The following is a 22960-nucleotide window of genomic DNA, read 5'->3' as shown; positions in this document are numbered from 1 at the left end:
CGGATCGCTCACCACATCCGCTGAGGGGCTGCCCCCGGCCACCGTTTCCCACGGTCGCCGGGGGCAGCCCCTTCTCCACGCCCGCATGCCCGCATCCCCCTCAAGCGCGGGCGTACGAGACCTCGCGCAGCACCCGCCCCAGCGTCGCCGGGCTCAGCGGCCCGTCGTCGGAGCGGGCGGCCACGAAGCCGTCGGGCCGCACCAGCAGCGCGCCGTCCTCCGGCAGCCCCACCAGCGCCGCCCAGGCGCCCTCGGGGTCGCGCAGCGGCGCGTCGGCGTCGGCAGGGCCGCCGACGCGCCGCACGGCCAGGGGGAGGTCCTTGGCGGCCCGGTCCCAGGCGGTGGAGCCGGTCAGCAGGGTCCAGCCGCGGCCGAACAGGTCCAGCGTGGAGAGCGTCCGGCCGTCGGCCGCCTGAAGCGGGACGTGCGGGAACCGGGTCCCGCTCTGGCCGGTGAGCGCCTCGACCGGGAGCTGTTCGCGGCCGTCCGGGGTGTGGCGGTAGCGCGTCATCACCGCGTCGGTGTCCAGGTGCCGGGCGAGGACGTCCGCGTTGTCTTTGGTGGGGACGCCGTAGCGGGTGAGGAATTCGGTGCGTAGCCTGGCCTGCTCCACGGCGAGCACGGCACGGGGGCGGCGCTCCGGCCGGTAGGTGTCGAGCAGCTCCTCGCGGGAGCGGCCCTCCAGCACGGCGGCGAGCTTCCAGGCGAGGTTGTGGGCGTCGGCGATGCCGGTGTTGGCGCCGAACCCGCCCCAGGGTGCGTGCCGGTGCGCGGCGTCCCCGGCGAGGAAGATCCGGCCACGCCGGTACTCGTCGGCGACCGCAGTACCGGTGTCCCAGGCGCCGCGGGCCAGCAGCTCGATGCCCAGGCCGTCGGCGAACGGGCCGATCGCGGCGCGGATCAGGTCGAGGCAGCGCGCGTCGGGGTAGTCGGCGGGGGTCTCGGCGGCCGGGTCGTACTCCAGGTGGAAGGTCCACTCGTCGGTGTTGTTCTTGGCGGCGAAGAGCCCGGCGACGCGTTCGTTCCGTATCTCGCACTGGCTGAACGTGGCGTCCCGGACCAGCTCGGTCAGGTCGGCGCGGAAGAAGAGGTTGAGGTAGTGGTGGGTGGGCGGCTGCCGGGTGGAGGCGATGCCCAGCGCGGTGCGCACGCCGCTCGCCGCGCCGTCGGCGGCGATCAGGTAGTCGGCGCGCAGCGTCTCGGTGCGGCCGCTCGCCCGGTCGGTCAGCGTCGCCCCGACGTGGTCGGCGTGCTGGGCGAACGCGGTCAGTTCGGTGCCGAAGCGCAGGTCGGCGCCGCGTTCGCGGGCGATGTCGCGCAGCACCGGCTCCAGCACCACCTGCGGGCAGAAGCAGAAGTGCGACGGGCTCGCCGACTGCCCGAGCGGTCCGCCGCCGCGGTCGGGCCGGCCGAGTCCCATCTCCAGCGGTGCGGAGTCGCCGAGGGTGCGTCCGGTCCTGGCGCCGCCGAACCGCCCCATCCGCAGCGCCGTGGCGCCCGCGGCCTGCACGCGGTCCTCGACGCCGAGCTGGCGGAAGATCTCCACCGAGCGGGTGTGCAGGCCGCGCGAGCGGGGCAGCGGGGACGGTTCGGCGGCCCGTTCCACCAGCACGTGGTCGATTCCGTGGTGATGCAGGCAGAGCGAGGCCGACAGCCCGACGAGGCCGCCGCCGACGACGAGTACGGATGGCATGGCAACTCCCTGGTGATCCCGGTCGGCACCGCCCGGCGCGGCGTCGATTCTTACACTCGACTATAAAAATATCGTCCAGGGTAAAAATCCTCCGACGGTAGGATCTGCCGCGATGCAGGCTGCGACGAGCGGAGGAGGCGGACGGCCCATGGCGGGCGGCGAGCGCGGGACGGGACTGCGGGAGCGCAAGAAGCGCGAGACCCGGGAGCGGATCGCGAACGCGGCGATGGAGCTGTTCGTGGAGCGCGGCTTCGACCGGACCACGGTGGCCGAGGTCGCGGCGGCCGCCGACGTCTCGGTGAAGACCGTCTTCAACTACTTCCCCGCCAAGGAGGACCTGTTCTTCGACCGGGACGAGGAGGTCGAACGGCTCTGGCTGGACGCGGTCCGCGACCGCGCGCCCGGTGAGCCGCCGCTCGCGGGGCTGCGCCGCCGGGTGCTGGCCCGCAACGGCGACCGCCCCACCGGGCCCGGCGTGGCGTTCCGCCGGGTGATGATGGGCAGCCTGCACCTCCAGGCCAGGGGCCAGCAGATGTGGACGCGGCACGAGACGGCGATCGCGCAGGGCCTGGCCGAATTGTGGGGCCTTCCCGAGGGGGACCCCACGGCGCTGGTCGTCGCCCACCAGGTGCTGTCGCTGCACCCGCTGGCGCTGCGCCTGACCGAGGAATGGGCGGCGGCCGGAATGCCCGCCCAGGAGATCGACGCCAGGGTGCGGCGGCTGATCGACCGCGGTTTCGACCTGATCGAATCGGGTCTCGCGGCGACGGGCTGACGAGCCGACCGGCTGCCGGACCGAATTCGTCCCGGATTCAACGAGGAGAATTCCTCCGCGGAATGCCCGGATCTTATGAGTGGAAAGCGAATATTGCCCGATTTACGGGTGGGAGTACGGCCTTCCCTCGCGGCCCGCGAATAGCCCGCCGCGCGGCCGGAGGGAAATGCCTCCCCTCACGCGTTCGCGCCGTTTTCCAGGACGTCGTCCGCTTCCGGATCGTCCGCCTCCGGCAGCCGCAGTTCCGCGATGGCGCCGCCGCCCTCCTCCTCGGACGCGTTGTCGAACGAGAGCGTCGCGCCCAGCACCCTGGCCTGGCCCGCCGCGATCGTCAGGCCCAGGCCGTGACCGCTGCCGGCCCGTGAGCTGTTGCCGGTGCGGAACCGGCTCGGCCCCTCCCGCAGCAGCACCTCGGGGAAGCCGGGACCGTGGTCGCGCACCCGGATGACCGCGCCGTCCACCGTGACCTCGACCGGGCCCCTGCCGTGCCGCTCGGCGTTGGCCAGCAGGTTGCCGAGGATGCGCTCCAGACGCCGTGCGTCGGTCTGCGCCCAGGCGTCCCGTACGACCTCGACGCGGGCCTCGGGCGCGAGCCGGGCGACCCGGCGGCGCACGAACTCCGGCAGGGCGACCTCCTGGAGCTCGGCGCGCTCCTCCGCGCCGTCCAGCCGCGCCACCTCCAGCACGTCCTCCACCAGGGTGCGCAACGCCTGCGCCCGGTCGCGCACCAGCTCCGAGGGGCGGCCGGGCGGCAGCAGTTCGGCAGCGGTGACCAGGCCGGTGACGGGGGTGCGCAGTTCGTGGGCGATGTCGGCGGTGACCCGGCGCTCGGCCTCCAGCCGGTCCTGGAGCGCGTCGGCCATCGCGTCGACCGCCCGGGCCAGCTCGTCGGTCTCGTCGCGCACCCGGCGCCCGATGGAGTCCCGTACGCGCACGTGGGTGTCGCCGTCGGCCACCCGGCGGGCGGCCAGCGCCGCCTTGCGCAGCCGCCGCGACAACTGCCCGCCGACCAGCACGCTGAGCGCGGAACCGGCCAGCACCACCGCCACGCAGCCCGCGACCAGCACACCGTCGACGCTCTCCAGGATCGAGGTGGGGTCGGTGAAGCGGCTGTTGATGCTGAGGATGTGGTTGCCGGGCAGCGGGGTGGAGGCCCAGATGATCGGCTCGCCCGCGGTGTCCTGCACGTCGGTGGCGCGCTGGCCCTTGGCGGCGGTCACCCGCAGCCCGGCCGGCAGCTTCGGGTCGTCGAGGCGGGCGTGGAAGGTCAGCTGGTGGTTGGACTCGTACATCTTCGCCGCGATCTGCAGGCGGGTGTCCTGAAGGTCGCGGGCGTTGTTGAGCATGCTGACGCGGGCGGCGTTGTGCACCACGAGCGCCATCGCCAGCGCGACGAGCGCCGAGACCACGGCGATCGCCGCCGTCAGCTTCCAGCGCAGGCCGGGCCAGCGCAGCCCGGGCCGGTTGAACTCGGACACCGCGGATCAGGCCCTGAGCTTGTATCCGAAACCGCGCACGGTCTCTATGCGGTCCTGCCCGATCTTGGTCCGCAGCCGCTGCACGTGGACGTCGACGACGCGGGTGTCGCCGCCCCACTCGTAGTCCCACACGCTGGTCAGCAGGCGGTCGCGGGAGAGCACCGAGCCCGGCGCGGTGGAGAACTCCAGCAGCAGCCGCATCTCGGTCGGGGTCAGCGCCACAGGTTCGCCGTCCCGTCGTACCTCCATGCCGTCGGTGTCGATCTCCAGGTCACCGAAGCGCAACGGGCCGCTGTCGTCGCAGGCCGCCGCCTCGGGACCGCCGCCGCCCGCAGCGTGCCCGAAGCGGCGCAGCACCGCGCGGATCCTGGCGACCAGCACGGCGGAGTCGAACGGCTTGGTCACGTAGTCGTCGGCGCCCGCCTCCAGGCCCAGCACCACGTCGATGGAGTCGGCCCGCGCGGACAGCATGATCACCGGCACCGTGGACTCGTCACGGATGCGGCGGCACAGGCTCACCCCGTCGAGCCCGGGCACCATCACGTCGAGCAGCGCGATGTCGGGCTTGGCGGCCCGGAACGACTCCAGCCCGACGATCCCGTCCGGCACCGCGGTCACCTTGAAGCCGTCGCGCTCCAGGGTGAGCTGCGTCGCCTCGCGGATGACGTCGTCGTCCTCCACGAACAGGACATGCGTCTCAGCCATTCGCCTTGTTTCCATAGTCGCTGTGGGTGCGGGAGGTCTCGGTGAAGCGGTCCCCGGACCAGTGGTAGGTGATCACGTCCTCGCCGGACGGGCAGCACACCGAGTCGCCGGGGCTGTAGACCTGGCGGGTCAGCTCCAGGTCGCTCTTGTCGATGTCGATGTAGACCGGCGGCTGCTCGTCACCGAAGACGTCGGTGTACCGGCCATTCTCCATACGGTAGACGTAACTACCCAATCCGACCCCATCGCCGCAGCTGGAGACGTTTATCACCACATCGGGCACGGAATTGCCGGTCAGGTTCCCGTAGCTGGTGTCGATGGGGTACTCGTCGCCGCCGCAGGGCTTGAGGTCGGACTTGATCTCGGCGCCCACCTTGGGGTCCTTGCGCAGCAGCGTGACCGGGTCGATCTTGTCCACGCCGGTCGCCTTGGGGGGCGGTGGCGAGGTGTTCACCGCCGAGGTCGCCGCGGTCCCCTCGACGCGGACGCCGCCGCTCTCGGCACAGCCGGTCACCAGGACCAGCGGCACGAGCGCGGCGGCGAAGAACGCGCATCTCGCGGGGTCTATGCGGCGCACGCGTCCTCCCTCAGCTCCTGCCGTGCTCCGTGGCCCGCGCCGTAGCCGCAGGCGTTCCGCTCCAGTTCCTCGCGCAGCCGGGCCAGGGCGCGGTGCAGGGTGCTCTTCACCGTGCCCGTGGACATGCCCAGCGCCAGGGCGGTCTCCTCGGTGCTCATCTGCTCCCAGTGTCGCAGGACGACGACCTGGCGCTGCTTGGGCGCGAGGGCGGCCAGCGCGGCGAGCAGCATCGCACGGTCGGCGTGCTGCTCGGTACCGTCGTCGACGCTCGCGTCCGGCAGGTTCTCGGTGGGCACCTCGTCCAGCTTGCGCGAGCGCCACCACTCGGTACGGGTGTTGATCATGACGCGGCGCATGTACGCGTCGGCCAGGCCCTTGTCGGCTATCCGGTCCCAGCGCGGGAACGTGCGGCACAGCGCGGTCTGCACCAGGTCCTGCGCGTCGACCGGGTCCGGTACCAGGCGGCGTGCGCTGCGCAGCAGGGAGTCCTGCCGCGTCCGCACGTACTCCTCGAAGTCCAGCGTCCTGCCGTCCGTCGCAGTGCCAGTCGCCATGACCGCCTCCATCCGTCCCGTTCGTCACACAGCCGTGGTCGCCCCTGGCCGCGCTCGCTCCTGTGATCCGCCGACTGGTCAGGCCGACGCACAGGACGCTAGGGAGGGGCTGTTGCGGAATGACGCGCGCCGACCGCACAGGAGGCTCACAGCAACCCGTCGATTGTGTAACAGAGGGAACCCGGGGGCCCGGATGTCACTCCAGGGGGAGCCGGTAGACACCCTGCGCGACCGGCTCCACCAGGCCGTCCGCCACCAGGCCGTCCAACGCCCGTGCGCGTTGTACCGGTTCGTCCCAGACCGCGTCCATTTGTTCCTGTGTAACGGGTCCGGTGGCCTCGCGCAGCACTGCGAGCAGCATGCCGCGCACCTGGCGGTCGGTGCCCGCGTAGGTCTGGCCGCGCCGCGGCGGCCCGTCGTGCGCCGGGAACCCGGCCAGCCGCCACGCGCAGCGCGCCGCCACCGGGCAGCGCCCGCAGTCCGGCGTGCGGGCGGTGCACACCAGCGCCCCCAGTTCCATCGTGGCCGCCGCCCAGCGCGCCGCGGTCGCCTCGTCGTCCGGCAACAGCCGCTGCGCCAGGCGGCGTTCGGCGGCGGTCGTGGCGTTCGGCGGGTACTGGACGCCGGTCACCACGCGGGCCAGGACCCGGCGCACGTTGGTGTCGAGCACCGCGTGCCGCCGTCCGTACGCGAACGACGCCACCGCCGCCGCGGTGTACTCGCCGACCCCCGGCAGCGCCAGCAACGCGGCGTGGTCGTCCGGGACTTCGCCGCCGTGCCGCTCGGTGATCGCGGTCGCGGCGGCGTGCAGGCGCAGGGCGCGGCGCGGGTAGCCGAGCCGCCCCCAGGCGCGCACGGCCTCGCCCGGCGGCTCGGCGGCCAGGTCGGCGGGGCGGGGCCAGCGCTTGAGCCACTGCTCGTAGACCGGCAGCACCCGGCTGACCGGGGTCTGCTGGAGCATGAACTCGCTGACCATCACCCCCCACGGCCCCGCCTCGGGCCGCCGCCACGGCAGGTCGCGGGCGTGCGCGGCGAACCAGGCGTTGACCGGGGTGTGCAGGGTGGCGGCGTCGGCGGCCGGGGCGCTCGGCGCGGCATCCGTGGCCGGGGGCGGGGTGGGGGTGGTCGCAGTCATGGCACCACCGATCCTGGCACGTCCGGCGCGGCGACGCCGGAACGGGGCACAACGGGACGCCAACGGGCCCGGTCGGGGACCGTGTTGGACGGCCGGGTGACCACGGACGAGGCGGCGGTGTGACCGTGGACGAGGCGGCCGTGTGACCGCGGGCGGGTGCGCGGGATGATGATCGTGAAAAGAGTGCGTTCGTGCGGCGGGTGGTGCACGGACGCGTCGCCGATCTCCCATAGAGTTTGCGCGTGGGCAACGTGCGCAATCCGGTGGGCCCCCTGCCGTCCTCCATCTACTGGCGGCGGCGGGCGGTTGTGCTCTGCCTGTTCGCGGCCCTCGTCGCGCTCGTCGTGTGGGCGCTGACCTCCGGCGGCGGTTCCTCCGGGAACCACACCGGTGCCCAGGGGCCCGGCGGCCACGGCCGCACCCCGCTGCCCTCGATCACCCCGGGCCCGTCCACCAGCCAGACCGGGATCACCACGGAACCGGGCGGGCGCACCGGTGGAACGGACTCCGGAGGCGCCGGTTCCGGTGGCGGGTCGGGCTCCGGCGGCGACGACGGGACGGGTGCCGCGGGCGGTTCGGGCTCCGCGGGCGGCTCCGGGTCCGGCGGGTCGAGCGGCTCCGGCTCCGAGGGCGGCACCTCCGGCGGCGCGCTGGCGGCCGGGACGACGCTCGCGGACTGCGGGGGTTCGCAGGTGCGGCTCTCGGTGCGCAGCGAGAAGCCGTCCTACGCGGCGGGTGAGCGGCCGCGCTTCGTGCTGACGGCGGTCAACTCGGGCGGTGGCGCCTGCAAGGTGAACTTCTCCGCCGTCTCCGCCGTGGTCACCGTCACCGACTCCTCCGGTCACCACGTCTGGGCGTCCGACGACTGCCCGGCGAGCCGGTCCGCGTACCTCGTGGCCGTCCCCGCGCACGGCACCGCCACCTACGACGTCGACTGGAACCGCGCCGAGACCGCCCCGCAGTGCGCGACGCCGTCCGCTCAGTCGGCGGGCTCCGGCACGTACCGGGTCGAGGTCGCGGCGAGCGGACTGGGCACCGCGGAGACGGACTTCACGCTCTCCTGATCGCGTTCGCAGAGGCGTCCGCCCCGCGCGGCGCTCTCAGACGTACCGCTCCAGGATGGACGACTCCGCCAGCCGGGACAGCCCCTCGCGCACGGAACGGGCCCGTGCCTCGCCGACGCCCTCCACCATCTGAAGATCGTCCACGCTCGCCGCGAGCAGCTTCTGCAGCCCGCCGAAGTGCTCGACCAGCCGCTCGATGACGGTGTTCGGCAGCCGCGGCACCTTCGCCAGCAGCCGGTAGCCGCGCGGGCTGACCGCGCCGTCCAGCGACTCGGGCGAACCGGTGTAACCCAACGCCCGTGCCACCGTGGTCAGTTCGATCAGCTCGCTCTGCGGCAACGCGTCCAGCTCGGCCAGCGCGTCGCCCACCGAACGGGTGCGCTTCGCGGTCGGCTCGGGCACGTAGTCCCGTACCACCAGCTCCCGTTCCGGCTCCACGCCCGCGATCAGCTCGTCCAGCTGGAGCGAGAGCAGCCGCCCGTCGGTGCCCAACTCGACCACGTACTCGGCGATCTCGGTGGCGATCCGGCGCACCATCTCCAGCCGCTGCGCGACCGCCGTCACGTCGCGGACCGTCACCAGGTCCTCGATCTCCAGCGCGGACAGCGTGCCCGCCACCTCGTCCAGCCGCAGCTTGTAGCGCTCCAGCGTGGCGAGCGCCTGGTTGGCGCGGGACAGGATCGCGGCGGAGTCCTCCAGCACGCGGCGCTGGCCCCCGACGTACAGCGCGATCAGCCGCATCGACTGACTGACCGACACCACGGGGAAGTTGACCTGCTTGCTGACCCGGTCGGCGGTGCGGTGCCGGGTGCCGGTCTCCTCGGTGGGGATCGTCGAGTCGGGCACCAACTGCACGCCGGCGCGCAGGATCTTGGTGATGTCCTTGTCGAGGATGAGCGCGCCGTCCAGCTTGCACAGCTCGCGCAGCCGGGTCGCGGTGAACTCCACGTCCAGCACGAAGCCGCCGGTGCACAGCGACTCGACGGTCTTGTCCATGCCCAGGACGATCAGCCCGCCGGTGTTGCCGCGCACTACGCGCTCCAGGCCGTCCCGCAGCTCCGTACCCGGTGCCACCGCGCTCAACGAGGACCGCATCAGGCCGTCGCCGCCGGAAGATCCTGCCCGGTCGTTGGCTGCCACTGCACTCCTCCGGTCGTACGGATTCCGGTCGCACGGATGCCCGGCGCACGGGCGAGACCGGGGCAAAGTCTACCGGGGGGCGCACGAGGGGCGCGGGCTTCACCCCCACCGGGCATGGTCCGGGGGAGCGGGAGGGGTGACGGGGCCGGTGCTGTGTGCGCGGCCCGGGGGCCGCGCCCCTTGCACGGACCCTCGCGGGTGACGGGCGGGCGTGGCACGCCGAGGCGTCCCCGGGGGTTCCGGTGCCGGGCGGGGTGTCGGATGACGGTACGGGTGGGCGGGTGGGACGACCCCCTCAGCCGCGTCGCGGCAAGACCCGCAGCGCTTCCCCCACGTCCGCGACCTCCGTGACCTTCATGCCCGCGGGGACCTTCCCCGGGTCCTGCGGCACCAGCGCGTGCGTGAAGCCCAGCCGGGCCGCCTCCGCCAGCCGCCGCTGCACGCCGGTCACCCGGCGCACCTCGCCGGCGAGTCCGACCTCCCCGATCGCCACCAGGTTCTTCGGCAGCGGCGTGTCGCTCGCCGCGCTGGCCAGCGCCAGCGCCACCGCGAGGTCCGCGGCCGGTTCCGACAGCCGTACACCGCCGACCGTCGCGCTGTAGATGTCGCACTTGCCGATCTGGTGGATGCGCCCGCGCTGCTCCAGCACCGCCAGCATCATCGACACCCGGGAGGTCTCCAGGCCCGAGGTGGTCCGCCGCGGCGAGGGGATCTGCGAGGCCACGGTGAGCGCCTGCACCTCGGCGACCAGCGGCCTGCGCCCCTCCAGCGTGACCGTCAGGCAGGTGCCCGGCACCGGCTCGTCGCGCCGGGTCAGGAAGAGCCCGCTGGGGTCGGCCAGGCCCGTGATCCCCTCGTCGTGCAACTCGAAGCAGCCGACCTCGTCGGTGGCCCCGTAGCGGTTCTTCACCCCGCGGATCAGCCGCAGCCGCGCGTGCCGGTCGCCCTCGAAGTGCAGGACGACGTCGACCAGGTGCTCCAGCAGCCGCGGGCCCGCGATCGCGCCGTCCTTGGTGACGTGGCCGACCAGGATGGTGGACATCCCGCGCTCCTTCGACGCCCGGATCAGCGCCCCGGCCACCTCCCGCACCTGTGCCATCCCGCCCGGCGCCCCGTCGATCTCCGGCGACGCCACCGTCTGCACCGAGTCCAGCACCAGCAGCGCGGGCTTGACGTCGTCCAAGTGCCCCAGCACGGCCGACAGATCGGTCTCCGCGGCCAGGTAGAGGTGGTCGTTGATCGCGCCGATGCGGTCGGCACGCAGCCGCACCTGACCGGCCGACTCCTCGCCGGTGACGTAGAGCGTGCGCGCCGACTCGCCCGCCGCCTTGGCCGCCACGTCCAGCAGCAGCGTGGACTTGCCGACGCCCGGCTCGCCGGCGAGCAGCACGACCGCGCCGGGCACCAGGCCGCCGCCCAGCACCCGGTCCAGCTCGGGCACGCCCGTGCCGCGCGCGGTGGCCCGGCGGCCGTCGACCTGCCCGATGGGCCGCGCGGGCGCGGTGACCCGGCCCGGCGCGGTGGTGCGGACGGCGGGCGCGCCGCCGTACTCCTCGACCGTGCCCCACGCCTGGCACTCGCCGCACCGGCCCAGCCACTTGACGGTGGTCCAGCCGCACTCGGTGCAGCGGTAGGACGGTCGGTCCTTCGAAGCGGTACGCGTACGGGCAGCCATGGGTGTCACCGTAGCGGCGGGGTACGACAGCGCCCCGCCGTCCGGCGGCGGATCACGGCGGAACGCGGCCGATGACGGCGGACGACGGCGGCTGACGGCGGACGAGCGGTGCGGCGGTGTCCGCGCTTCGGTGCGCCCCCGCTGCACCCGGTTCCCCTCGTCGCCCACACGAATCGCTCAACTGTCCCCTTTAGTGGGTGAAGTCCACCCGAAAGCGTTAAAGCTCTCCTCCAGGGGTAGGAGGGGGCGCGCCTGCCGCCTACCGTCGGCCAGTGATGAGCAGGTCTGAGCACTCCCCGTCGCACCACCACATCACCGGCGCACACCGGGCGGTCTCGCGTGTGCCCCGGCGCACGACCGCGGGCGCGCTCCCCGACCATCCGCCCGCGCAGGACGAGCCGTACCTCGACGGTCTGTTCACCTACTGCCTGTCCGTGCTGTGCGAGCACGACGCGGCCGTCGCCGCGCTCGGTGACACCCTCGCCGTCGCCGAACGCACCCGCGGCAGGCTGCGCGACCCGCGCCTGCGCCGCGCCTGGCTGTACGCGCTCGCCCGCTGGGCCTGCCTGCGCCGCCTCCCCCGCCGCCGTCCCGCGACGCGGCCGGACCCGTCGGAACCGGACCCGTACGGCGAGACGGCGTCCCGGCACCGCGCCGAACTGGCCGCGCTGGCCTGGCCGGAGGCCGCCGGCACCACCCCCGAGCAGCGCGAGGCCATCGAACTCGCGGTACGCCACCAGCTCACCGAAGCCGAGATCGCCGCCGTCCTGGGCACCGACCCGGACCGCGCCCGCTCCCTGGTCTCCCGCGCCGCCTGCGAGATCGAACGCACCCGCACCGCGCTGGCGGTCGCCGAACTCGGCCACTGCCCCTCGGTCGCCAGGATCGCCGGGGACACCCGCGTCCTGCTGGGCAACGCCCTGCGCAGCGACCTGGTCCGCCACGTCGACGAGTGCCCGGTCTGCCGCCACACCGCGGAACGCGCCGACGCGGCGGGCCCGTGGCCCGGCACCGCCACCCCGGCGGTCCTCGGCATCGTCGAGGCACCGCGCCAGGCCGCGTACGCCGCGATGCTGCGCTCCCAGCGGGCGATCCGCGCCGGCGTGCGCGACCCGCGCGGCGGCGCCGCCCTCGTGCCGCACTTCGACCGCAGGGGCTTCCCGCTGGACGACAAGGAGCGGGCCGCCCGGCGCGCCCTGATCCGGCACCGCGCGGTCACCACGACCGTGGTCGCCGCCGTGGTGGCCGCGCCCGCGCTCACCCTGTGGGCCGCCTACCGGCACGCGCCGCAGACCGGCGAGGGACAGGAGGCCAACCCGGTCTCGGCCACCGAGTCCGACGGCAAGGACGACTTCGGCCGCGACCGCACCGGCGGTTCCGCCGCCGCCCCCGGCCGTGCCGCCCCGAGCGCGTCGCCGTCGCGTTCGGCGAGCGGGACGCCCTCGCCCTCGCGGGCCTCCGCCTCGCCCTCGGCCCGGGCGGGCACGCCGACGCAGGCCGGGCCGGGCTGGATCACGGTGGCCGCGCAGCCGCAGGGCGACGACACCGTCATCACGGTCACCGACGAGGGCGGCTCGCCGGTGCGCTGGACGGCCACGACCCACGCCTCCTGGCTCCAGCTCAGCGAGACCGCGGGCGAACTGGGCCCGGGGCAGAGCGTCACCATCACGGTCGCCGTCGACCACGACAGCGAACCGGCGGGCGCCTGGCGCGGCCGCGTCGTCTTCGAGCCGTCCGGTTCCGCCGTGGTCATCGAGGGTCAGGGGGCGACCCCGCCCCCCACCGGCACGCCCACGCCGACGCCCACCCCGACCCCGACGGCCACTCCGGTGCCGTCGGCGTCGTGAGCGGGAAGCGTCACGCGGTGGGCGGCACCGGGTCCGCCGGGTGCGGCGCCATCGGCAGTTGCGCGGCGAGCCGGGCCTCGCACAGCTCCACCAGCCGCTCGTACGCGGCCGGGCCCATCAGCTCGACCAGCTCGGGCCGGTAGGAGACGTAGACCGGATCGCTCGCGCCGTGCGCGGACAGGGCGTTCGTGCACCACCAGTGCAGGTCGTGGCCGCCGGGGCCCCAGCCGCGCCGGTCGTACTCGCCGATGGAGACCACCAGCACCCGGGTGTCGTCCGGCCGGTCCACCCAGTCGAAGGTGCGCCGGATCGGCAGCTGCCAGCACACGTCCGGCTTGGTCTCCAGCGGCTCGCGGCCCTCCCGCAGCGCCAGGGTGTGCAGCGCGCAGCCCGAGCCGGCCGGGAAGCCGGGCCGGTTGAGGAAGACGCAGGCGCCGTCGACCCGGCGGGTCTGCCGGTCGCCGTCCTCGTTGACCTCCGCCCAGCCGTCCGGGCCGGTCCCGGTCGCGTGGTACTGCCACAGCTCGGGGGTGAGCCGCGCCGCGTGCTTGGCCACCCGCTCCTCGTCCTCCTCGTCGGAGAAGTGCGCGCCGAGCGTGCAGCAGCCGTCACTGGCCCGGCCCGCCTCGATGCCCTGGCAGCCACGGCCGAACACACAGTTCCAGCGCGAGGTCAGCCAGGTCAGATCGCAGCGGAAGACCTGTTCGTCGTCGGCCGGATCGGGAAACTCCACCCACGCCCGCGCGAAGTCGAGCCCGACCTCGTCGGCCACCGTCTCGCGGTACTTCTTCTTGGACTTCGCCTTTGCCGCATTTGCCACGCAGCCCAGGGTAGGTCCTGGGTGCCGCCATGGCGGGGCACGGATCGCGCTAGCGTCTTCGCCATGCGACTCGGAGTGCTCGACGTGGGATCCAACACCGTTCACCTGCTGGTGGTGGACGCTCACCCGGGCGCGCGCCCGCTGCCCGCCTACTCGCACAAGGCGGAGCTGCGGCTGGCCGAACTGCTCGACGCGGACGGCGCGATCCGCGAGGACGGCGTGGAGCGGCTGGTCGCCCACATCGCCGAGGCCCGCCAGGTCGCCGAGGACAAGGGCGTCGAGGAGGTCCTGCCGTTCGCGACCTCCGCGATACGCGAGGCGCCCAACGGCGAACGGGTGCTGGCCCGCGTCGCCGACGAGACCGGCACCACACTGACCGTGCTGTCGGGCGAGGACGAGGCCCGGCTGACCTTCCTGGCCGCCCGCCGCTGGTTCGGCTGGTCGGCGGGCCGGCTGCTGGTGCTGGACATCGGCGGCGGCTCGCTGGAGGTCGCCTACGGGATGGACGAGGACCCGGACGCGGCGATCTCACTGCCGCTGGGCGCGGGCCGCCTCACCGCGTCCGCCCTGCCCGGCGACCCGCCGGGCCCCGAGGACGTACGGGCGCTGCGCAAGCACGTACGAGCCGAAATCGCCCGCACGGTGGCGGAGTTCGCCCGCCTGGGCACGCCCGACCACGTCGTCGGCACGTCGAAGACCTTCAAGCAGCTGGCCCGCATCGCGGGCGCGGCGCGCTCGGCGGAGGGCGTGTACGTACCGCGCCACCTGGGCCGGTCGGCGCTGGAGCAGTGGGTGCCGAGGCTGGCCGGCATGACCACGAGGGAACGCGCGACGCTGCCCGGCGTCTCCCCGGGCCGCGCGGGACAGCTGCTGGCGGGGGCGCTGGTGGCGGAGGCGGCGATGGATCTGCTCGGCGTGGACGAACTGGAGATCTGCCCGTGGGCGCTGCGGGAGGGGGTCATCCTGCGGCGGCTGGACCATATGGCGTGAGCGGGCCTTTCCACGGAGTGTTCCTTCTGCGCCGCTGCGCGGCTTGAGGGGGCGGAGGCGGGGGCCATCGGTGCTGCGCACCTGCCTGTGATGCCCGGGCGCTGCGCGACCGGGAGGGGGCAAGGGTTCCCGGATTAGTTGTCTCACCGTTGTCTCCGACAAGTATCTAGCGGTGACAACTCGTTGCCGGAGACAAGGGTGAGACAACTAATCCAGGAACCGTCCTCGCCTTCGGACTCCGTAGGCCGGACCCGGGCGCGAAGCGATCGGGTGTCGAAGGCAGGTGCGCAGCACCGTGGGCACCCCGCCTCCGCCCCCTCAAGCCGCGCAGCGGCGCAGACGTGACACTTCGCATCCGAGGCGCGCAGCGCAGAAGTGACACTCCGCACAAGACCCCGCCCGCCACGCCCCCAGGGCCGAAATCGCGTGACGTCCCCGCCGCCCCCGCACCCCAGGGCCGTACGCTGTTGCCCGTGACCGACCCAGGAGACGACCCCCAGGCGTACGGCGTGCCCCGCGGGCGCGCCGTGTCCGTGCCGGAGGCCAAGGTCGCGCTGTCCACCGCCTCGGTCTACCCGGAGTCCACCGCGACCGCCTTCGAGATCGCCGCGCGTCTCGGCTACGACGGCGTCGAGGTCATGGTGTGGACCGACCCCGTCAGCCAGGACGTGGAGGCGCTGCGCCGCCTGTCCGACTACCACGGCGTTCCCGTCCTCGCGGTGCACGCCCCCTGCCTGCTGATCACCCAGCGGGTGTGGTCCACCGACCCGTGGACCAAGCTCCAGCGCGCCCGCAGCGCCGCCGAGCGCCTCGGCGCCTCGACCGTCGTGGTCCACCCGCCGTTCCGCTGGCAGCGCAGCTACGCCCGCGACTTCGTGCGCGGCGTGTGGCGGATGGCGGACGAGACCGACGTGCGGTTCGCGGTGGAGAACATGTACCCGTGGCGCTACCGCGACCGCGAGATGCTCGCCTACGCGCCCGACTGGGACCCCACCACCGAGGACTTCCGCCACTTCACCGTCGACCTGTCGCACACCGCCACCGCGCGCAACGACGCGTTGGAGATGGTCGGCCGCATGGGCGACCGCCTCGCCCACGTCCACCTCGCCGACGGCAACGGGTCGGCCAAGGACGAACACCTGGTGCCGGGCCGCGGTACGCAGCCGTGCGCCGCGCTGCTCGAACGGCTGGCCGCCTCCGGGTTCACCGGGCACGTGGTGGTCGAGGTCAACACCCGCCGTTCGCTGTCCGCCGCCGAACGCGAGGCCGACCTCGCCGAGGCGCTCGCCTTCACCCGGCTCCACCTGGCCTCCGCCGCCCGGGTCGGCCGCCGCTGACCGAGGACTGAACGCCGCGTCCGCCATTCGGACAGCGCGTCCAGATCTTGGGCGCCGGGCGTACCCTCGGAAGGATCTGGACCACGCCGCGAAGCGTGGCGGGACGTCGAAGGAGTGGAGCAACCGTGCCCGAGCTGAGGTCACGTACGGTCACCCACGGCCGCAACATGGCGGGAGCGCGCGCCCTTCTGCGCGCCGCCGGAGTCGAGCGCGAGGACTTCGGCAAGCCGATCATCGCGGTCGCCAACAGCTTCACCGAGTTCGTACCCGGCCACACCCACCTCCAGCCCGTCGGCCGCATCGTCTCCGAGGCGGTCAAGCGCGCCGGCGGCATCCCGCGCGAGTTCAACACCATCGCCGTCGACGACGGCATCGCCATGGGCCACGGCGGCATGCTCTACAGCCTGCCGTCCCGCGACCTGATCGCCGACTCCGTCGAGTACATGGTCGAGGCGCACTGCGCCGACGCGCTGGTCTGCATCTCCAACTGCGACAAGATCACGCCCGGCATGCTGATGGCCGCGCTGCGCCTGAACATCCCCACCGTCTTCGTCTCCGGCGGCCCGATGGAGGCCGGCAAGGCGGTCCTGGTGGACGGCACCGTGCGCACCGGCCTCGACCTGATCTCCGCCATGTCCGACGCGGTCTCGGAGACCGTCAGCGACGAGGACCTCGCCCGCGTCGAGGAGGCCGCCTGCCCGACCTGCGGCTCCTGTTCCGGCATGTTCACCGCCAACTCGATGAACTGCCTGGTCGAGGCGCTCGGCCTGGCCCTGCCCGGCAACGGCTCGGTGCTCGCCACCCACACCGCCCGCAAGGCCCTCTACGAGGACGCCGGCCGCACGGTCGTGGAGATCACCAAGCGCTACTACGAGCAGGACGACGCCACCGTCCTGCCGCGCGCGACCGCCAACCGTGCCGCGTTCGAGAACGCCATGGCCATGGACATCGCCATGGGCGGCTCGACCAACACCATCCTCCACCTGCTGGCCGCCGCCCGTGAGGCCGCACTCGACTTCACGATGGACGACATCGACCAGCTCTCGCGCGGCGTGCCCTGCCTGAGCAAGGTCGCGCCGTCCAGCGCGTACCACATGGAGGACGTGCACCGCGCCGGTGGCATCCCCGCCATCCTCGGCGAACTGCACCGCGCCGGCCTGCTCAACGAGGACGTGCACGCGGTGCACTCCGCCTCGCTCGCCGACTGGCTCAAGCAGTGGGACGTGCGCGGCGGCTCCCCGTCACCGCAGGCCGTGGAGATGTTCCACGCCGCGCCCGGCTGCGTGCGGTCGGCCACCGCGTTCTCCCAGTCCGAGCGCTGGGAGTCGCTCGACACCGACGCCGAGCACGGCTGCGTCCGCGACCTGGCACACGCCTACTCGGCCGACGGCGGTCTCGCCGTGCTCAAGGGCAACCTCGCCGTCGACGGCTGCGTGGTGAAGACCGCGGGCGTCGACGAGTCGATCCTGGTCTTCGAGGGCCCGGCCGTGGTCGTGGAGTCCCAGGAGCAGGCCGTCGAGGCGATCCTCGGCAAGCGCGTCTCCGAGGGCGACGTCGTCGTCGTCCGCTACGAGGGCCCCAAGGGCGGCCCCGGTATGCAGGAGATGCTCTACCCGACCGCGTTCCTCAAGGGCCGCGGCCTCGGCAAGGCCTGTGCGCTGATCACCGACGGCCGCTTCTCCGGCGGCACCTCGGGCCTGTCCATCGGCCACGTCTCCCCGGAGGCGGCGGCGGGCGGCACCATCGCGCTGGTCCGCGACGGCGACCGGGTGCGCATCGACATCCCCGCCCGCACCATCGAGGTCCTCGTCCCGCAGGAGGAACTGGACGCCCGGCGCGCGGCCCTCGGCGGCGTCTACGCGCCCAAGGACCGCGACCGCAAGGTCTCCGCCGCGCTGCGCGCCTACGCGGCGATGGCCACCAGCGCCGACAAGGGGGCCGTGCGCGACGTCGACGCGCTCGGGTGACAATCGCGGGGTGAGCGAGACACCACCACAGCCCGACGAAGCCCAGCCCACCGGCGCCCCTGCCCCGGAACCCCTGCGGTTCTTCAGCACGACCTGGGTCGACCACGACGGCGGCTACGCGGCGCGGCGCGCCGGTCTCGGGACCGGCGCGCTGGTCGCCGCCGCGGTCGGCGCGTTCCTGATCCGCTTCGCGTACCAGGGCTTCGACGACGCGAACGTCGGCGGCTTCGTCGAGCTGCTGTTCGTCGTCGCCGTCGCCGTCTGCACCGCGCTGGCCTTCGGCCACACCTGGAGCGGCTTCCAGCGCAGGTCGCAGTCGAGCCGGGCGGACAGCAGGGGCCTGCTGTTCATCGGCTTCATCGGCACCCTGATCGCCTACGCCCTGCGCTGCCTGACCGAGGCCCCCGGCGAGGGCCTGCACCGCGCCGAGTACGAGGCCGCCCGCACCGCGTACGAACGCAAGGCCAAGGCCCGGCGCGCGAGCGGCAAGCGCAAGCGCAAGTAGCGCGCCGCCCCGCCCCGCCCTGCGCCGGGCCGGGCCGGGCTCAGGTGCCGTTGAGGTACGCCAGCACCGCCAGCACCCGGCGGTTGTCGTCGTCCGAGGCGGCCAGGCCCAGCTTGGTGAAGATGCTCGTGGTGTGCTTGCCCACCGCCCCCTCGCTGATGAACAACCGCTGCGCCACCGCCGCGTTGGAGCGCCCCTCCGCCATCAGCTCCAGCACCTCCCGCTCGCGCGGCGTCAGCGCCGCCAGCGGCTCGTCCCGCGAGTTGCTGGCCATCAGCTTCGCGATCACGTCCGGGTCCATCGCGGTGCCGCCCGCCGCCACCCGCCGCACCGCGTCGGTGAACTGCTCCGCGTTGAACACCCGGTCCTTGAGCAGATAGCCCACCCCGCCGCTGCCGTCCGCCAGCAACTCGCGGGCGTACAACTGCTCCACGTGCTGCGACAGCACCAGCACCGGCAGCCCCGGCACCTGGCGGCGCGCCGCCAGCGCCGCCTGCAACCCCTCGTCGGTGAAGGTCGGTGGCAGCCGGACGTCCACCACCGCGACGTCCGGCCGCAAGTCCACCAGCGCCCGCTGCAACTCCGGCCCGCTCTCCACCGCCGCCGCGATCTCGAAGCCATGGGCCTCCAGCAGCCGGATCAGGCCTTCCCTCAGCAGGTAGAGGTCCTCCGCGAGGACAATGCGCACGGCAACTCCAGGGTCACGATGGTCGGGCCGCCCTGCGGACTGCTCAGGGCGAGTACGCCGTCGAACGTACCGAGCCGCCGCTCGATCCCGCGCAGCCCGGTGCCGGAGCCCGACCGGTGGTCCGCGCCGCCCTGCCCGTCGTCGGTCACCTGGACCCGCAGCGCGTCGCCGGTGTGGTGCAGGTCGATCCAGACCCGGCCGGCCCCCGAGTGCCGGGCCGCGTTGGTCAGCAGCTCGCTCACCGCGAAGTACACCGCCGACTCCACCGGAGGCTCGGCCCGCCCCGGCAGGTCCTCCACCACCTCCACCGTCAGCGGGCTGTCCAGCGCCAGCGCCCTGATCGCGTCCGCCAGACCACGTTCCGCCAGCACCGGCGGATGGATGCCGCGCACCAGACCGCGCAGCTCCTGCAACGCGTTCGCCGACGCCTCGCGCGACTGCGCCAGCAACTCCCTGGCCGCCTCCGGGTCGGTCTCCATCAACTGCTCGACCGCACCCAGGTTCAGGCCCATGGCCACCAGCCGCGCCTGGACCCCGTCGTGCAGGTCGCGCTCGATGCGGCGCAGCTCCGCCGCCTGCGTGTCCACCGCGTCCGCGCGGGTCTCGGTCAGCCGCTGCACCCGCTGCTCCAGCGCCGCGTTGCGCGGCGGCTCCAGCAGCGCCACCGACCAGCGCCGGTACGCGGTCAGGGACCCCGGCGCGATCAGCCAGCCGCCGACGAACAACGCCGCCAGCATCACGTGATTCAACTCGCCGCTCACCCACAACTGGCCCAGCGAACCGTCCAGCAGGCACAGCGTCGGCACCAGCGTCACCAGCCCCAGCAGCGGCGCGCACGCCAGCCACCTCAGGTCCCGCCAGCTCGCCGGGTCGCCGTACAGCCGCCAGAACTCCACCTCCCAGGAGGACCGCTCCTTGCGCTCGATCCGGTCCCCGTAACGGAACTTCCCGCCGGGCAGCCGCTCCCCGGTCAGGGCCGGGCGGTACGCCTCCGGCACCTCGTGTCCGAAGACCTCCGCCAGCATCCGCCGCTGCCGCCGCGCGAACCACCGCGTCGTGCGCAACGCCGGAGGCCCGACGAACGGCAGGCAGACCGTCAACGCGACCCCCACCACCGCGACGAGCAGCCCGAAGACGGTGCCGAGCGACTGGCCGGACAGCCGCAGGCCCAGCGCCACCGCCTTGCGGCGCTCGATGGCCTGCTCGTGCCGCTGGGCCCGCCGCAGCTCGTGCCGCTCCCGCCGCCGCTCGTGCCGTTCCCGGTGCCGTTCGCGCTGCTCGCGCACCCGCTCCCGGTGCGCCTCCTGGTGCCGGCGCCACTGCTCGCGCTGCTCGCGGACCATCTCGGTGTGGACGGCCATCTGCTCGCGGCGGTGCTCCTCGTGCCACTCCCGCACCTGCGAACGCCACTCGCCCCGGTCGCCCCGGTACGGCCCGTAACCCCGTCGTTCCCTCATGCCAGCAGTGTCGGTCAGCCGGACCCTTCGCGGCATTGCCAGGAGCGCCCCGATCGGGGTGGGGGTAGGCCCACCCCCGTCCGGGGCCTTCGCCCGCCCGCGCCGTGAGACGGCCGCACGCGGCACCCCGCGCCGGTGCGAGGATGAGCGCAGCACGGCAGATACGCGTAACCCCGCAAGGCTGAGGTGAGCCGCTCCATGACCCAGAAAGTCGCCGTCCTTGGCACCGGCAAGATCGGTGAGGCGCTGCTGTCCGGCATGATCCGCGCGGGCTGGGCGCCCGGCGAACTCCTGGTCACCACCCGCCGCGCGGACCGCGCCGCCGCACTGCGCGAGCGCTACGGCGTCGCCTGCGTCACCAACGCCGAGGCCGCCAAGACCGCCGACACCCTGATCCTCGCCGTCAAACCGCAGGACATGGCCGCCCTCCTGGACGAGCTGGCCCCGCACGTCCCGGCCGACCGCCTGGTGATCTCGGCCGCGGCGGGCGTGCCCACCGCGTTCTTCGAGGAACGCCTCGCCGAGGGCACCCCGGTGGTCCGCGTCATGCCCAACACCCCGGTCCTGGTCGACGAGGGCATGTCCGTCATCTCGGCCGGCAGCCACGCCACCGAGGAGCACCTGCGGCGCACCGAGGAGATCTTCAACCCGGTCGGCAAGACGCTGCGCGTGCCGGAGAAGCACCAGGACGCGGCGACCGCCCTGTCCGGCTCGGGCCCCGCGTACTTCTACTACCTGGTCGAGGCCATGACGGACGCCGGCATCCTGCTCGGCCTGCCGCGCTCCCAGGCGCACGACCTGATCGTGCAGTCCGCCATAGGCGCCGCCGTGATGCTCCGCGACAGCGGAGAACACCCCGTCAAGCTCCGCGAGGCCGTCACCTCCCCGGCCGGCACCACGATCAGCGCCATCCGCGAACTGGAGAGCCACGGAGTACGAGCCGCCCTGCTCTCCGCCCTGGAAGCAGCCCGCGACCGCAGCCGCGAACTGGCCGAGGGCAAGAGCTGACCCGGAACGCACCGGCGGGAGGGGCGCGGAACGCACCGGCGCGAGGGGCGCGCGAGCCCGTGCGCCCCTCCCGCGTCCCGCTTCACTCCCGGCCCAGCAGCCCCACCGCCGCGAACGCCGCGTCCACCGTCGGCCGGGCCAGCGCCCGCGCGCGTTCCGCACCCTCGCGCAGCACGTCCGCCACGATCTGCGGCCGGGCGCACAGCTCCGCGTGCCGCTCCCGCACCGGCCGCAGCACCTCCACGACCGCCTCGGCGGTGTCCTTCTTCAACGCGCCGTAGCTGTCGTAGTCCTGCGCGAGCCGTTCCGGGTCGCCGTCGGTGCAGGCGGCCAGGACGTCCAGCAGGTTGGCGACGCCGGGCCGCTCCTCGCGGTCGTAGGCCACCTCGCCGCCGCTGTCGGTCACCGCGCGCATGACCTTCCTGCGGATCGCCTCCGGCTCGTCCAGCAGGTAGATGATCCCGGCGGTCGCGGCGTGCGACTTGCCCATCTTCGACGTCGGGTCCTGAAGGTCCATCACCCGCGCCGCCACCGGGGGACGCGTCGCCCTCGGCACCGTGAAGGTGTGCCCGTACCGCTGGTTGAAGCGCACGGCCAGGTCCCGCGTCAGCTCGACGTGCTGCGTCTGGTCCTCGCCGACCGGCACCTCGTCCGCCTGGTACGCCAGGATGTCCGCCGCCATCAGCGCGGGATACGTCAGCAGCGACAGCCGCACACTGCGCCCGCGCGCCCGTTCCTGCGCCTCCTTCTCCTTGTACTGGATCATGCGCCGCATCTCACCGTCGCTCGCCGTGCACTCCATGAGGTACGCGAGCCGGGTGTGCTCGTCGACGTGGCTCTGGACGAACAGCGTGCAGACCTGGGGGTCGAGCCCGGCCGCCAGCATCAGCGTCGCCGCCTGCCGGCTCAGCCTCCGCACCCGCCCCGGGTCGTGGTCGACGGTCAGGGCGTGCAGGTCGACCACGCTGAACAGGGCGTCAGCGGCGTGCTGGTCGACCTGGACCCACCGGCGCAGGGCGCCCAGGTAGTTGCCCAGGGTCAGGTGGCCGGTGGGCTTGATACCGCTGAAGATGCGCGTCATCTCGTCTGTCTCCCGACGGGTCGGGGCCGCTGCCCGCGGTGGCCGCCGTCCGGGTGGAGATACGCGAACGGCCGCCGAAGCGGCGGCCGTTGGATCGCATGCGCTGGAGGTCGGCCGCCGTCAGGCGGCCCACCACTGGTGCGCGAGCGCGTGCGAAGTCATGCGGGAAGCGTAGCCGACATCACCGCGTGGCGTGGTTTGAACGCGCCAGACTCGCTGGTGTAGAGTCGAACAGTTGCCACGCCCCGAGAGGGGCAAACGGCAGCCACTCCTGCCGCCCGGCGGCACACCACTACTGCAGGGCCTCCCCAACGGGATGTGTTTCGGCTTGCCCGGAATTGCATTCGACCGGCTCGATTATGAGTCGGCGGGGAAATCCGCTAACGTAGTGGACGCGCCGGAAGGCGCGAAACAAAATCCCGCCGGCGGGAATCGGGTCCGAAAAGATCTGATAAGCTGGAAAC

Annotated in this window: 20 protein-coding genes; 8 read left to right on the top strand and 12 right to left on the bottom strand. The window is 73.5% G+C overall.

Annotation, left to right across the window (positions count from 1 at the left end; all coding sequences use genetic code 11):
* Positions 1-100: 100 nt before the first annotated feature.
* A complete protein-coding gene (locus K7472_RS28315; protein ID WP_222981428.1) occupies positions 101-1693 on the bottom strand; it encodes an FAD-dependent monooxygenase in 1593 nt (530 codons plus the stop codon).
* A 112-nt stretch (positions 1694-1805) separates the two neighbouring features.
* Between K7472_RS28315 and K7472_RS33290 the strand changes: the two genes are divergently transcribed.
* Positions 1806-2468, top strand: a complete 663-nt coding sequence (locus K7472_RS33290) for a TetR family transcriptional regulator (RefSeq protein ID WP_289679271.1) — start codon at positions 1806-1808, stop codon at positions 2466-2468.
* A 176-nt stretch (positions 2469-2644) separates the two neighbouring features.
* On the opposite strand, the gene K7472_RS28305 is transcribed toward K7472_RS33290, so the two are convergent.
* The 5 genes from K7472_RS28305 to K7472_RS28285 form a co-directional block, all read right to left on the bottom strand.
* Entirely contained in the window at positions 2645-3946 is a 1302-nt protein-coding gene (locus K7472_RS28305; RefSeq protein ID WP_308014127.1) for a sensor histidine kinase, read from the bottom strand.
* A 6-nt stretch (positions 3947-3952) separates the two neighbouring features.
* The gene (gene cseB / locus K7472_RS28300; protein WP_222981427.1) at positions 3953-4651 is read right to left on the bottom strand and encodes a two-component system response regulator CseB; all 699 of its coding nucleotides are present in this window, start codon (positions 4649-4651) and stop codon (positions 3953-3955) included.
* Positions 4644-5228, bottom strand: coding sequence for an LppP/LprE family lipoprotein (locus tag K7472_RS28295; protein ID WP_222981426.1), 585 nt, complete (start codon positions 5226-5228; stop codon positions 4644-4646). Before K7472_RS28295 ends, cseB begins: the two co-directional genes overlap by 8 nt.
* Complete coding sequence (locus K7472_RS28290) at positions 5216-5782, bottom strand: SigE family RNA polymerase sigma factor (RefSeq protein ID WP_252396382.1); 567 nt, start codon at positions 5780-5782, stop codon at positions 5216-5218. Before K7472_RS28290 ends, K7472_RS28295 begins: the two co-directional genes overlap by 13 nt.
* Before the next feature lie 196 nt (positions 5783-5978).
* Positions 5979-6917 (bottom strand): iron-sulfur binding domain-containing protein, encoded by a 939-nt coding sequence (locus tag K7472_RS28285; RefSeq protein ID WP_222981425.1) that lies wholly within the window; start codon positions 6915-6917, stop codon positions 5979-5981.
* A gap of 242 nt (positions 6918-7159) precedes the next feature.
* Here K7472_RS28285 and K7472_RS28280 point away from each other — a divergent pair, with 242 nt between their 5' ends.
* Entirely contained in the window at positions 7160-7981 is an 822-nt protein-coding gene (locus K7472_RS28280; RefSeq protein WP_222981424.1) for a hypothetical protein, read from the top strand.
* 36 nt (positions 7982-8017) lie between these two features.
* On the opposite strand, the gene disA is transcribed toward K7472_RS28280, so the two are convergent.
* Both disA and radA read right to left on the bottom strand, forming a co-directional pair.
* Complete coding sequence (gene disA / locus K7472_RS28275; protein ID WP_222981493.1) at positions 8018-9076, bottom strand: DNA integrity scanning diadenylate cyclase DisA; 1059 nt, start codon at positions 9074-9076, stop codon at positions 8018-8020.
* Between the two features lie 340 nt (positions 9077-9416).
* Positions 9417-10796: a DNA repair protein RadA gene (gene radA / locus K7472_RS28270; RefSeq protein ID WP_109448710.1), complete on the bottom strand. Its 1380-nt coding sequence runs from the start codon at positions 10794-10796 to the stop codon at positions 9417-9419.
* A gap of 275 nt (positions 10797-11071) precedes the next feature.
* Here radA and K7472_RS28265 point away from each other — a divergent pair, with 275 nt between their 5' ends.
* The gene (locus K7472_RS28265; RefSeq protein ID WP_222981423.1) at positions 11072-12643 is read left to right on the top strand and encodes a BACON domain-containing protein; all 1572 of its coding nucleotides are present in this window, start codon (positions 11072-11074) and stop codon (positions 12641-12643) included.
* Positions 12644-12653: 10 nt separating this feature from the next.
* Here K7472_RS28265 and K7472_RS28260 read toward each other — a convergent pair whose 3' ends face one another.
* Positions 12654-13463, bottom strand: coding sequence for a DUF3109 family protein (locus tag K7472_RS28260; RefSeq protein ID WP_308014126.1), 810 nt, complete (start codon positions 13461-13463; stop codon positions 12654-12656).
* A 63-nt stretch (positions 13464-13526) separates the two neighbouring features.
* On the opposite strand from K7472_RS28260, the gene K7472_RS28255 reads away from it, so the two are divergent.
* The 4 genes from K7472_RS28255 (at position 13527) to K7472_RS28240 (ending at position 18262) form a co-directional block, all read left to right on the top strand.
* A complete protein-coding gene (locus K7472_RS28255; protein WP_222981422.1) occupies positions 13527-14453 on the top strand; it encodes a Ppx/GppA family phosphatase in 927 nt (308 codons plus the stop codon).
* A gap of 473 nt (positions 14454-14926) precedes the next feature.
* The gene (locus K7472_RS28250) at positions 14927-15790 is read left to right on the top strand and encodes a sugar phosphate isomerase/epimerase family protein (protein WP_308014125.1); all 864 of its coding nucleotides are present in this window, start codon (positions 14927-14929) and stop codon (positions 15788-15790) included.
* Between the two features lie 125 nt (positions 15791-15915).
* Entirely contained in the window at positions 15916-17757 is a 1842-nt protein-coding gene (gene ilvD, locus K7472_RS28245; RefSeq protein WP_222981421.1) for a dihydroxy-acid dehydratase, read from the top strand.
* Positions 17758-17767: 10 nt separating this feature from the next.
* Positions 17768-18262 carry a hypothetical protein gene (locus K7472_RS28240; RefSeq protein WP_222981420.1) on the top strand — a complete coding sequence of 165 codons (495 nt, stop codon included), beginning with the start codon at positions 17768-17770 and terminating at the stop codon, positions 18260-18262.
* A 40-nt stretch (positions 18263-18302) separates the two neighbouring features.
* Here the strand turns inward: K7472_RS28240 and K7472_RS28235 are convergent, their stop codons facing one another.
* Together K7472_RS28235 and K7472_RS28230 are read right to left on the bottom strand one after the other, a co-directional pair.
* Positions 18303-18950 (bottom strand): LuxR C-terminal-related transcriptional regulator, encoded by a 648-nt coding sequence (locus K7472_RS28235; protein WP_222981419.1) that lies wholly within the window; start codon positions 18948-18950, stop codon positions 18303-18305.
* Positions 18914-20407, bottom strand: a complete 1494-nt coding sequence (locus K7472_RS28230; RefSeq protein WP_252396380.1) for a sensor histidine kinase — start codon at positions 20405-20407, stop codon at positions 18914-18916. Before K7472_RS28230 ends, K7472_RS28235 begins: the two co-directional genes overlap by 37 nt.
* 198 nt (positions 20408-20605) lie before the next feature.
* Here K7472_RS28230 and proC point away from each other — a divergent pair, with 198 nt between their 5' ends.
* Positions 20606-21415, top strand: coding sequence for a pyrroline-5-carboxylate reductase (gene proC / locus K7472_RS28225; protein WP_222981418.1), 810 nt, complete (start codon positions 20606-20608; stop codon positions 21413-21415).
* Between the two features lie 82 nt (positions 21416-21497).
* On the opposite strand, the gene trpS is transcribed toward proC, so the two are convergent.
* Entirely contained in the window at positions 21498-22496 is a 999-nt protein-coding gene (trpS, locus tag K7472_RS28220) for a tryptophan--tRNA ligase (RefSeq protein ID WP_222981417.1), read from the bottom strand.
* Between the last annotated feature and the right edge of the window lie 464 nt (positions 22497-22960).

Source organism: Streptantibioticus parmotrematis, assembly GCF_019890615.1.
GTDB lineage: Bacteria > Actinomycetota > Actinomycetes > Streptomycetales > Streptomycetaceae > Streptantibioticus_D > Streptantibioticus_D parmotrematis.
Note: the sequence above shows the minus strand (reverse complement) of the source record. Positions and strands in the feature narration are given on the sequence as shown.

Bases quoted from the DNA above. Each gene is read 5' to 3' on its own strand.
- K7472_RS28315 (WP_222981428.1), bottom strand. From the start codon at position 1,693: ATGCCATCCGTACTCGTCGTCGGCGGCGGCCTCGTCGGGCTGTCGGCC.
- K7472_RS33290 (WP_289679271.1), top strand. From the start codon at position 1,806: ATGCAGGCTGCGACGAGCGGAGGAGGCGGACGGCCCATGGCGGGCGGC.
- cseB (WP_222981427.1), bottom strand. From the start codon at position 4,651: ATGGCTGAGACGCATGTCCTGTTCGTGGAGGACGACGACGTCATCCGC.
- K7472_RS28290 (WP_252396382.1), bottom strand. From the start codon at position 5,782: ATGGCGACTGGCACTGCGACGGACGGCAGGACGCTGGACTTCGAGGAG.
- K7472_RS28285 (WP_222981425.1), bottom strand. From the start codon at position 6,917: ATGACTGCGACCACCCCCACCCCGCCCCCGGCCACGGATGCCGCGCCG.
- disA (WP_222981493.1), bottom strand. From the start codon at position 9,076: ATGCGGTCCTCGTTGAGCGCGGTGGCACCGGGTACGGAGCTGCGGGAC.
- radA (WP_109448710.1), bottom strand. From the start codon at position 10,796: ATGGCTGCCCGTACGCGTACCGCTTCGAAGGACCGACCGTCCTACCGC.
- K7472_RS28265 (WP_222981423.1), top strand. From the start codon at position 11,072: ATGAGCAGGTCTGAGCACTCCCCGTCGCACCACCACATCACCGGCGCA.
- K7472_RS28255 (WP_222981422.1), top strand. From the start codon at position 13,527: ATGCGACTCGGAGTGCTCGACGTGGGATCCAACACCGTTCACCTGCTG.
- K7472_RS28230 (WP_252396380.1), bottom strand. From the start codon at position 20,407: ATGAGGGAACGACGGGGTTACGGGCCGTACCGGGGCGACCGGGGCGAG.
- proC (WP_222981418.1), top strand. From the start codon at position 20,606: ATGACCCAGAAAGTCGCCGTCCTTGGCACCGGCAAGATCGGTGAGGCG.
- trpS (WP_222981417.1), bottom strand. From the start codon at position 22,496: ATGACGCGCATCTTCAGCGGTATCAAGCCCACCGGCCACCTGACCCTG.